The organism is Candidatus Dormiibacterota bacterium, from assembly GCA_036495095.1.
GTDB lineage: Bacteria > Chloroflexota > Dormibacteria > Aeolococcales > Aeolococcaceae > CF-96.
This window is the reverse complement of sequence record DASXNK010000083.1, coordinates 17233-27715: the sequence shown is the minus strand read 5'-3', so window position 1 is coordinate 27715 and position 10483 is coordinate 17233. Positions and strand designations below refer to the sequence as shown.

Sequence of the window (10483 nt, the reverse complement as noted above, 5' to 3'; positions counted from 1 at the left end):
GTCGGCGGCCTTACCGCACCGACTCCGCGATCCGGATCAGGTCCGTGCTCGAGAAATGCAAGCCCGTCGCGGTCAAGTCATACGTCATCCCGTCGTGCTGCCACGTCAGCTCCTCGGCGTCCGCCGCCGGGTTCCACCGCGCGGTGGTCCCGGGTCCGGAATCGTCATACGACCCGTGAACGTAGAACGCGGGGCCTCCGTCGACCTGGACGCGCTGCGCCGAGGGAACGGCCGAGCCGCCCACCGGTGCTCCCTTGGTGACCCAGAGGCCCAGAGTCTTCCTACTGCTCGCGTCACGGTAGGTCAGGAAGACGGAGTGAGCGGACGCAACCAGCGCCCCCCGGAAGGTCACGCCGCTCGGCAGCGACGTCGGGGTGGGAATTGTGAAGCTGACCTGACCCTGTGCCGCCGTCAGGCCGAGGTCCGGATAGCACTCGAACTGCTGACTGACATGTGCCGTCCCGCCGCGCGAGCCCGCCGACAGTGTGGGCGGATTGTGTGGGACCTGAGAGCACGGCAGCGCTGACCCGGAAGCATGCGACCCAGCGACCGTGCGCCCACCGGGCGGCGTGAGCTCCGCAGGCGCCCCGACGACGAGCCCCAGTCGCTGCTGCAGCCCGTGTGGAAGCACGGCCCGAGCGATGGACGCGCCGGCCGGCGTCACCACCAGAAGGGACAGTGCCACCGCGCCACCCCCGAGGCCGGCGATGAGTCTCCGGCGGTGTCGCCGCTTGGGCGCCGGGCGGGCCCCGGAGAGCACCGCTGCCCAGAGTTCCGCCGACACGGAAGGGACCTCAGCCTCCGAGAGCCGCACGGCCAGAGGGTCGCTGTCGAGCGCTCGCTCGATCTCCGTCACGCTGGTCATTCCGTCACCTCCAAGTCGGTCAGGTCCGCCCGCAGGCGATCGAGCGCCCGCCGCAGCGCCTTGGCAGCGGCCATCCGCGTCGTGCCCATACACTCCGCGATCTCTGCCGCGCTCAGGCCCGCCCCGTAGCGGAGGGCGATGAGGCTGCGATGGCGTCGGGGAAGGCGACGAACCGCCTCGATCAGGTCCCGGTCCCTCATCTGGTCCAAGGCCAGCGTCTCGGGCGAGTCACCCCTCAACGCCCCCCGGTCGTGCATCACCAGACGCTCGACCATGAACTCCGTCCGCCGCGCGATGCGCCCGGCGTCGCGCCCAAGATTGACGACGATGCGCCACAGCCAGGCGTCCAGGGTCCCGCGACTCGGGTCGAACTGCGCGACGCGTTCGATCGCCCTGAGCATCGCCTGCTGCGCGAGATCCTCCGGGTCCACGCCCTGGGGGCATACCATGACCGCGAAGCGGTGCACCCGGGGTAGATAGGCGGCAGCGAGGTCCTCGGCCCTGATGCCTCGGCTTTCACCTGGGTGAGTCTCGGCGAAGTGGCTCAGGCCAGCTCCCCCGATGGCGGTGGTGTTGTGCATGCTCTGTATACGCCCGGGGAGCAGATCTGTGCCGCTCGGTCTGACCTGCCCGAAGGGTGGCCCCACCGCATTGGCACGGGGCGCCTCTGGTCTCCCGGGTATGAGCCGATCGCCTGTGTCGACTGGCGCTCAAGGGAGCCCTGATCGCTCGGTCAGTAGTCGATGGGGATGCTGGGCGAGATTCTGAGCCGGTGCCAAGCTCGCGTAAACCAGAGGACTCCGAACGGAGTCTTACTGGGTATGAGCATCTGGGAGACGACGATGACCTCGGCTGAGGAGGAGGCATCCGTACGGCGACACGAGTTCGAGGGAGCCGTCCGGCTTGAGAGCGCTCGCCTCCTCAGTCTGGCCTTCTCGATCCTCCGTGATGCTGGGGACGCGGAGGACGCGGTCCAGGAGACGATGGTGAGGGCCTGGAGAGCCTGGGAGTCGCTCGCCGATCCCGATCGAAGGGGTGCCTGGCTGACACGCATCTGCGTCAACCACTGCTTGCGAAGCCGACGGCGCTCGGATCGCTGGCTCCTCTGGTCGGATCGAAGGACCGATGACGCCGACCCAGCCTACCTGCCAACCATCGACGAGAGCGACCTGGACATCGACCGTGCATTTCGGCGACTGACGCTGCACCAACGTACCGTGATCACGCTCCACTACCACTACGGCTACTCGCTCGATGAGTGCGCGGAGCTCATCGCCTGCCGACCCGGCACCGTGCGTAGCCATCTCGCACGAGCCCTCGCCACCCTGCGTCGGGAGATTACCCATGGCTGAGCAGGACGATCAGCTTCTGAACGACCGCGTGCGGGCGCATCTCGACCGTGTGACCAAGTTGCCGGCCCCGGTGGGGTTGGAAAGGAGACTCATGGACATCGCTACCGAAATGCCCCCGCCCGCCTGGCGACGTCGGTTCGGCCGCCTCGCTACGGGGACGGCCGTCGTGGTTGCATTCGCTGGAGTGGTCGGAGTTGCCTTGTGGACCCACCAGGGCGGTCATGCGGGTCCGGCGGCCGCCCCGGGTGCCGGCTCGGCAGGAATCACGGCGGCGGGAGTCACCGTGCCCGTCAGCGTGGGCTTCCGCGATCTGGTCACTGGCGTCGCCGTCCGTGCCGGGGACCACGTACGCCGTGGCCAGCCGCTGCTGTCGCTCGACCCGGGGATGCTAAGGGAGCAAGGGCCGTCGTTGACGGCCCAGATCGCTCTGCTCAACAGTGAGATCCAAGCCGCCAAGGCCCGCGTGACCGCAACGGCCAACCAGGACAGTGCCCACGCGACCGTACTCTGGCAGGAAATCAACACCTACCAGTACCAGGCCGCGATCGTCCAGCAGCAGCTCGACCTCGCCGAGGGTCGGGCGACGGAGATCCTCACGCCCATTGACGGAGTGATCGGAAAGGTGAGCATTCAGCCTGGCGCGTTCGCTTCCCCCGGACAGGTGTTGCTCACAGTTCTGGACCTCTCCCATGTCCAGGTGACGATCGACGTGCCGAATGACGTCACGTCCGGGACACCGGCTGATATCACCGTCGACAAGCTGCCCGGGGTTGCCCTCCATGGACAAGTGGTCGCGGTCGAGCCCACGACCACTGGTAGTGGATCGCGCTTCACGGCCACCGTCGACGCGCCGAACACCTCTGGTGAGCGCGTGGTCCCGGGACTGCGGGCTTGGGTCCGGTTCACCTCAAGCAGTGCTAACCAAGGCAATTGACCGCGCTTCGAGGCGTCCGCCGAGCACCTTGTAGCTGCCCGCCGTCTCCGTCACAGTAACCTGACCCTCAGCCGCGCCGCGGGGCGGTCCATCTCGCTCATGGCCGCCTGGGCGAGCGGCCCGCGCACCCGCGGCGATGCCAGGCCGGGCGGCACCCCTGCCGGGAGGATCAACGCTCCCTCGCTCCCGGTCATCCGGTCTCCTCTTCAGCCGCCCGCGCTCGGGCCGAATCGGACATGGGCACGCGACCGTACACCCGTTCGGCCGTCCAGTCAACCCCATGCCGCGGCCGGGGCTCGACGGGGGGGGTCGCGGGAGGATAGGGGTCCCACGACCCCCCGAGGCTCCGAATCCCGAGTGCACCGGTCCTGATAAACCGTTGCCCTACAAGGGATGTCTGCGTGGTCGGGAAGGCGAGATTCGAACTCGCGACCTCACGGTCCCGAACCGTGCACTCTAACCTGGCTGAGCTACTTCCCGAGGGGCGCCATTCTAGCATCGGGTCGAGGCCCGGCCGGTCGGCGGCGGGGTGGACGGCGCGGGGCCAACCTGCCAGAATGGTACGTACTGGTCTGCCGCACAGTGCCGCACCGCCGGCTGCCGTCCCGGTCACCGAGGGTTCTCCATGGCCACCTCGACGCCCCTGCCCGCTCCGTCGACATCGGGCGCGTCCGCGGTCGTCCCGATGGGACTCAACGAGGAGTCGCTGGTCGTCCGGGACTGGGTGCACGACTTCGCGGTCCGGGTGATCCGGCCCGCCGCCGCCGAGTGGGACGAGCGGGAGGAGACCCCCTGGCCGATCCTCCAGGAGGCCGCCAGGGTCGGTCTCTACGGCGTCGACATGCTGCAGACGATGCACGCCGACCAGACCGGCCTGCTGATGGCGGCGGTCAACGAGGAGCTGTTCTGGGGCGACGCCGGGATCGGGCTGAGCATCTTCGGCTCCCATCTCGCCAGCGCCGGCATCTTCGCCACCGGCACCCCCGAGCAGGTCCTCCGCTGGATCCCTCGCTGCTATGGGACCGTCGACGACGTCCATCTCGGCGCCTACGCGATCACCGAGCCCGACAGCGGCAGCGACGTCGGCAGCCTGCGCACCCGCGCCCGCCGCGACGGCGACGATTGGGTCATCGACGGCCGGAAGTGCTTCATCACCAACGGTGGCATCGCCGACATCCACGTGGTGGTGGCCACCGTCGATCCCGCCCTCGGCCACGCCGGGCACGCGTCCTTCGTCATCGAGAAGGGCACGCCCGGACTGTCGATGGGGGACAAGCACCACAAGCTTGGGCTGCGCGCCTCGCACACCGCCGAGGTGGTGCTCGAGGGCGTCAGGGTGCCGGCCGACAACCTGCTCGGCGGCGAGGAGCGGCTGGAGGGACGGATGGCCCGGGCCCGCGAGCGGGTGCGCACCGGGACGCTCGAGGAGCGGGGAAGCTCGTCGGCGCTGCGCACCCTCGAGCTGTCACGGCCGATCGTGGGGGCACAGGCGGTGGGCATCGCCCGCGCGGCCTACGAGTACGCCCTCGACTACGCGATGAACCGGGTCCAGTTCGGCCGGCCGATCATCACCAACCAGGCCATCGCATTCACGCTCGCCGACATGTGCACCGAGATCGACGCGGCGCGACTGCTCTGCTGGCGGGCGGCATACATGGGGCGCGCCGGCCTTCCCTTCGCACGGGCCGAGGGCTCGATGGCCAAGCTGAAGGCGGGAGAGGTCGCCAACTGGGTCACCGACCAGGCCATCAGCATCCTCGGCGGCTGGGGCTACATCCGCGACCTGCCGGTGCAGCGCTGGCACCGCGACGCCAAGATCTACACCATCTTCGAGGGCACCCGCGAGATCCAGCGGCGGGTGATCGCGCGCGCCATCAGCGGCGGCGCCAGCGAGCTGCGATGAGCACCGGGACGGCCGCGGCGCGGGGCTCCGAACGGGCCGCCCACCACCGCGAGCGCATCCTCGACGCCATCGTCTCACTGGTCGCCGAGCAGGGCTATCACGAGACCGCGGTGGACGACGTGGTCGCCCGGGCGCACTGCTCGAAGAGCGCGTTCTACGCCTGCTTCGCGGGCAAGGAGCACGCCTTCGCCGCGCTGCTCGAGCGCGAGGGCGAGCGGCTGCTGAGCGCGGTGGTGGAGGCGGTCGCGGCCGAGGCCGACCCCCGTCGCCGCGTCGCCGCCGGGGTGGCCACCGCGGTGCGTGGCTGCGTCGCCGACTCGGCCACCGCACGGGTGCTGCTCATCGAGTCGGTCGGGGTCAGCGCCACCATCGAGGAGCGACGCCGGGCGCTGCACGCGCGATTCGCGGCGATGGTGCTGGCCCAGGCGCAGACCGCCGCGGGACGCGAGGGGTCGCCGCTCGCGGGCCTCGACCTGGAGACGCTCGCATATGCGGTGGTCGGCGCCGTCAACGAGGCGGTGGTGCACCTGCTCGAGACCGGCGGCGACGTCGAGGCGGCGCTGCGCACCGTGGAGCACATGGTGGGGACGGCGCTGCTACCCCGCTGACGCCGGGTCGAGCCGTGCGCCCGCGGTGGCGAGCGGGATGCGCAGCAGGCAGCCCGCGACCGCGAGCACGACCGCCGCCTCCGCCCAGCGCGGCCCCAGGTTCGCGACCCACTCGTCGAGGACGAAGGCGGCGCTCAGCGCCACGGCTCCGGCCAGCGCCGCCCGGGGCGAGGTGGTGGCCAGCACCACGAGCGGCACCGCGAGCAGCAGCAGGTCGTCCGAGAAGACGTGGGGAGCGCACAGGATCGAGGCGCAGATGCCGAGCGACAGGGCCAGCGCCGGGGTGGCGCGGCGCAGCCTCGCACGGCAGCGCCACGCGATCGCCACCGACACCGCTGCGAGGACCGGCGCGGCGATGAGCACGGCCGTGCTTCCGCCGATGCCTCCTGCGAGGGCTGGCAGCCCGGCGCTGACCAGCCCATCGCCGGGCAGCCGGGTCCTCACCAGGGAGACCAGCTCGACCAGCTGGCGGGGTCCCACGATCAGCAGCGCGCTCCCCACCCAGGTCGCGGCGCCCAGGGCGAAGCCGGCGGCGACCCTCCATCGCGACGCCGCCAGCAGCACCGGGAGCAGCAGCCAGGCGAGCTGCGGCTTCACCAGGAGGACGGAGAGGAGCAGCCCGGCGGTGAGCGGCCGCTCGCGGTCCAGCGCCCAGAGCGCTCCGGCTGCGGCGAGCAGCAGGAACCCGTCCCACTGGCCGAGGAGCAGGGTCGTCGCCGCCGGCAGCGAGGCGGTGGCGGCGATCACCAGGAGGCCGCGACGGCCCTCGGAGATCGAGCGGGGCAGCCACCGCTCGAGCAGCCGTGCGCCGGCGAGCAGGGCGGCCAGCGACGCCACCAGGAAGAGGGCGAGGCCGGTCGTCAGCGGGAGCGAGGCCAGCGGGCGCAGCACCCAGGCGGCCAGCGGCGGGTTGACGAAGATGTGGGGAAAGCCGGTCGCCGAGGCGGGCGGCCGGTAGCCGAGCACCGACGCCTGGGCGTCCGCCTGGGTGGAGAGGCAGTAGAGGCACCGCGAGCCCGATGCGAGGATGCGCGAGCCGGTGGCGAACGAGACGAAGTCGGACCCGGCCCCGTGGAGCGCCTGGAGCGGCGCGTAGAGGAGGCGCGCCAGCAGGATCACGGCCAGCACCGGGCCGCCGCCCAGCCGGAGCACCGGATGGCGGGCGAGCCGGCCGAGGCCGGTGCTCAGGGGGCTCGGGAGGCGCGCGGAGAGCATGCGGGGTCCACTGTAGGGTGGGGGCTTCGGCGGAACCGTCGCGCCAGGCGATGGTGACCACCCCGTGACCGCGATGACGCGCGCTGGCCGAGGCCGGGACCGACGCGCTACCCTCGCGTTCGCCCGGCGGCGGCGCCGCGAGGCCGGGGGAAGTGTGGAGGGCGACATGGGCCGCATCTCCGTGACGGAGAGCATCAAGGCTCCCGTCTCGACGGTGTTCGGGTACGTCGACGACTATCGCAACACGACCAAGTACATGAAGGACCTCACCAAGTGGGAGCCGGTGGGCAGCAAGACCCACGGCAAGGGCTCGCGCTTCTCCCTCGCCATGAAGGCCGGCCCCCTGAACATCGACGGCGAGGTCGAGATCGACACCTGGGTGGAGAACAGGGCGATCGGCTGGACGACGAAGAAGGGCTTCCGGCAGGACGGCTCCTGGTCGTTCACGGAGACGGGGAACGGCACCGAGGCGACCTTCACCGTCGAGTACGACCTCCCCGGTGGCATCGCCGGGAAGATGATGGCCAAGGCGGTGGAGCCGGTGCTGAAGGGGACCCTGGAGACGTCGGTCAGGCAGCTGAAGGCGCAGACGGAGAGAGCCGCCAAGGGCGGCTGAGGGCCACCGGTCAGGCGGCCGGAGAGGGCACCCGCGCCGGAGCGGACGGCGGCAGCGGCGCGTGCTCGTTGGGCGGCCCTGCCGGCTGCCACTCGCCGAGGCCTCCGCCGTTCCACGACGGGCTGTCCGCGATGCCGGCGTGCCGCGTCCGGGCCGGCCGGGCGGCGAGACCACCGGAGCCGAACCGAAGGGCCGGGACCTTGCGCAGGGCCTCGAGCACGATGCCGGCACTCATCTTGCTCTCGCCGACCACACGCTCGGTGAAGACGATCGGCACCTCGACAACCGTCATGCCCCGCCGGACCGCCCGGTAGTTGAGCTCCACGTTGAAGGCGTAGCCGGTGGTGCGCATGCCGGCGAGATCCACGGCGGCGAGCGCGCTGCGCTGGAAGCACTTGAACCCGCCGGTCACGTCGCGGATGCGCAGCCCGAGCACCGTTCGTGCGTACAGCGAGCCGCTGCGGCTGAGGAGGCGGCGGTGCAGCGGCCATCCGGCGGTGCCGCCGCCCGATGCCCAGCGCGAGCCGCAGGCGACGTCCGCACCGGCTTCGACGGCGGCGACCAGGCGCGGCAGATCCGCGGGGTTGTGCGAGAGGTCGGCGTCCATGGTCACCAGACGGCCGTAGCCGAGGCTGAGGCCGTGCAGCAGCCCGGCGACGTATGCCGGTCCGAGACCCTCCTTTGCGGTGCGGTGCATCACCGACACCCGGGGGTGGGCCACCGCCATCTGACGGGCGAGCACACCGGTGCCATCCGGAGAGTTGTCGTCGACGATCAGGACGTGGTAGCTCTCGCCCTGCGCCAGGATGCCGGTGACGATGGCCGGCAGATTGCCGATCTCGTTGTACGTGGGAACCACCACCAGTGTCCGCCCGATGGCGACGTCCGTCCTGACCATGGTTCCCCCGAGTTGCGCACGAAGCGCGGGTCCGAAGCAGCCCGCCGTCAGTGCCGGTGACTGCAGTCGAATCTACGCGGTGCGGCCTCGGGTCGGACCAGTGATCACACCCTCGTCACCACATCCTCACCAGCTGTGCGAGGTCACGTCGCGACGTATTGCGGGGACGTGCTGATCGAGGCCGGACTGGCGCTGAACCCCTCGATGACATAGACGTCGCCCTTCCCCAGCAACGCGTTCCTGCTGACGGGTTGGATCCTGTATGTCGCCGTCGCGTGCGCCGGGAGCTCGGCCGGCCCGGACACCGCTCCGAACCCGACGTTGGTCGTCTGGCCGGTGCTCAGGGTGAAGTACGGCCGGATCGGCCTGCCGGTCCGGTTCGTCGCCGTGACCACGAGTGTGGTCGTGTCCCGGCCGTCCCCGGCGACACCGTGCAGCTGCGCGACCAGCCGGAGCTGCATCGGCGCCTGCGCGACGACGAATCCGGCGACGCACCCGGTCACCGCAACGGCGGCCCCGACGGCCACCACCCGTGCCGCGCGTCGGGTCATCGCGCCCGCTCGTCCGAGTGCCCAGAGAGCCCCGTCACGGTTGGTCCCGACCGAGATGATCAGCAGGATCGGGACATACAGGAAATAGCTCATCAGCGAGCGCGTCGCCACCAGGAGGGGGACCATGGCGAGAAGTGGCAGCATCCGCTTCGCATGCTCGTGCCATCCCACGAAGGCTGCGATGCTGGCGACGATCGCGACCAGGCTGGCCACCGTCAACCACCGCAGCTGCCCGCCGCCGATCCCCAGGCTGGTGGAGAGGGCGACGATGCCGTGCCCCAGGGGGACGAGCGGCTCGACAATCGGCAGGAACGCGCCCCGGAACCAGGAGGCGGGGCTGGCGAGGATGAACGGGAGATCGATGGCGGTGAAGACGGCGCCGGCGGTCAGACCGTAGCGCAGCGGCGACCGCCACCAGCCGGGGCCGCGGCGGTGCGCCTCGATGGCGATCCCGGTGACGAGCAGCGGCGCCATCAGCCAGGGAGTGGGCTTCACCGCACAGGCCAGCCCGAGCGCCACCGGGCCCATCCATCGTGCCCAGCTGAGCTCGGTCCGCACGCCGTACCGGTCCCAGCGGTAGAGCGCCAGCAGGATGAACGGCAGGTAGACGACATCGGTGACACCGGAGTCCACGAAGGCGGCGAAGAAGGGGCTCAGCGCGATCACGGTGATCAGCGGTCGGACATTGGTCGGCGCCAGCCGCCAGAGCACGACCAGGAAGCCGAGGTAGAAGAGTCCGTCGGTGAGCAGGGCGTACGACGTGCGGGTCCCGAGCAGCAGGCCGAGGGGGACATAGGCGAGGAAGCTGAGAGCCGGATAGGTCGCCGTGGCCACGTTGCGGCCATCGAGGGTCGGCGTCGCCACCGTCGGCGGCAGGTTGAAGGAGTTGATCTCCGACGTCATGTCGCGGCCGTATGGATTGTGGCCGTTGATCAGGGCGGTCGCGGAGACCTGGCCGATGGTGACCTCGTCGGTCTCGTACATGTGGGCGGTCGACGACGCCGCGAGATACAGTCCGACGAACATGAGAGCGGCGGCGAAGACGACACGGTCGTGCCTGCGCCAGAACTCCGGAGTGTGAGGCCGGGCTGCGACTCCGATCACGACCAGGCCGATCAGCAGCGCGGCGCCGTTGAGCCAGGGTGCGTAGGCCACCTTCCCCTGAAGGCCGAGCCAGGCGAGCGCCCAGGCCATCCACAGGATGCCGACGGAGATTCGGACCGCCTGGGCGAGGTCGAGGGTGAAGGCCCTGGAATCGCCGTCCGCATCGTCGTGATCGGTCGACGGCTCCGGCGCGGCGGGCGTCGAGATCGCCGGCCGCCGGATCTCCGCCGGCAGGTGAAGTCGAGCCATGTCGCCGCATTATCGAGGCGGCGGCTCGCGCTCACCGGCATGGCCCGGTGACGTCGACGTCGCGGGCCGACCACGGTTGCCGACGCGTCAGGGACCTGAGGCGGTGCCTGCGTGCGCGTGGCACGGATGGGTCACAGGTGGATGACGCGGCTCGGCTGTGACCGCCATGTCAATTCCCGGACCACGAG

11 protein-coding genes and 1 tRNA gene are annotated in these 10483 nt (G+C 70.7%); 5 read left to right on the top strand and 7 right to left on the bottom strand.

Annotation, left to right across the window (positions count from 1 at the left end; translation table 11 throughout):
* Positions 1-10: 10 nt before the first annotated feature.
* Together VGL20_08830 and VGL20_08825 are read right to left on the bottom strand one after the other, a co-directional pair.
* Positions 11-865 (bottom strand): hypothetical protein, encoded by an 855-nt coding sequence (locus tag VGL20_08830; GenBank protein ID HEY2703780.1) that lies wholly within the window; start codon positions 863-865, stop codon positions 11-13.
* On the bottom strand, positions 862-1446 hold the full coding sequence (locus VGL20_08825; protein HEY2703779.1) for a sigma-70 family RNA polymerase sigma factor: 585 nt from the start codon (positions 1444-1446) through the stop codon (positions 862-864). The genes VGL20_08830 and VGL20_08825 overlap by 4 nt, the downstream gene beginning before the upstream one ends.
* Positions 1447-1686: 240 nt before the next feature.
* On the opposite strand from VGL20_08825, the gene VGL20_08820 reads away from it, so the two are divergent.
* Positions 1687-2217 (top strand): sigma-70 family RNA polymerase sigma factor, encoded by a 531-nt coding sequence (locus tag VGL20_08820; protein ID HEY2703778.1) that lies wholly within the window; start codon positions 1687-1689, stop codon positions 2215-2217.
* The gene (locus VGL20_08815; GenBank protein ID HEY2703777.1) at positions 2210-3151 is read left to right on the top strand and encodes an efflux RND transporter periplasmic adaptor subunit; all 942 of its coding nucleotides are present in this window, start codon (positions 2210-2212) and stop codon (positions 3149-3151) included. Before VGL20_08820 ends, VGL20_08815 begins: the two co-directional genes overlap by 8 nt.
* Before the next feature lie 50 nt (positions 3152-3201).
* On the opposite strand, the gene VGL20_08810 is transcribed toward VGL20_08815, so the two are convergent.
* Entirely contained in the window at positions 3202-3345 is a 144-nt protein-coding gene (locus tag VGL20_08810; protein ID HEY2703776.1) for a hypothetical protein, read from the bottom strand.
* A gap of 208 nt (positions 3346-3553) precedes the next feature.
* Positions 3554-3631, bottom strand: a tRNA-Pro gene (locus tag VGL20_08805).
* Positions 3632-3836: 205 nt separating this feature from the next.
* Here VGL20_08805 and VGL20_08800 point away from each other — a divergent pair.
* Positions 3837-5054 (top strand): acyl-CoA dehydrogenase family protein, encoded by a 1218-nt coding sequence (locus VGL20_08800; protein ID HEY2703775.1) that lies wholly within the window; start codon positions 3837-3839, stop codon positions 5052-5054.
* Positions 5051-5662: a TetR/AcrR family transcriptional regulator gene (locus VGL20_08795; GenBank protein ID HEY2703774.1), complete on the top strand. Its 612-nt coding sequence runs from the start codon at positions 5051-5053 to the stop codon at positions 5660-5662. The genes VGL20_08800 and VGL20_08795 overlap by 4 nt, the downstream gene beginning before the upstream one ends.
* Here the strand turns inward: VGL20_08795 and VGL20_08790 are convergent.
* A complete protein-coding gene (locus tag VGL20_08790) occupies positions 5651-6877 on the bottom strand; it encodes a glycosyltransferase family 87 protein (protein HEY2703773.1) in 1227 nt (408 codons plus the stop codon). The two genes, VGL20_08795 and VGL20_08790, sit on opposite strands and share 12 nt — an antisense overlap.
* A 73-nt stretch (positions 6878-6950) precedes the next feature.
* On the opposite strand from VGL20_08790, the gene VGL20_08785 reads away from it, so the two are divergent.
* Positions 6951-7493: an SRPBCC family protein gene (locus tag VGL20_08785; GenBank protein HEY2703772.1), complete on the top strand. Its 543-nt coding sequence runs from the start codon at positions 6951-6953 to the stop codon at positions 7491-7493.
* Positions 7494-7503: 10 nt separating this feature from the next.
* Here VGL20_08785 and VGL20_08780 read toward each other — a convergent pair whose 3' ends face one another.
* Both VGL20_08780 and VGL20_08775 read right to left on the bottom strand, forming a co-directional pair.
* A complete protein-coding gene (locus VGL20_08780) occupies positions 7504-8355 on the bottom strand; it encodes a polyprenol monophosphomannose synthase (GenBank protein ID HEY2703771.1) in 852 nt (283 codons plus the stop codon).
* A 179-nt stretch (positions 8356-8534) separates the two neighbouring features.
* Positions 8535-10295, bottom strand: coding sequence for a hypothetical protein (locus tag VGL20_08775; protein ID HEY2703770.1), 1761 nt, complete (start codon positions 10293-10295; stop codon positions 8535-8537).
* Positions 10296-10483: the final 188 nt, after the last annotated feature.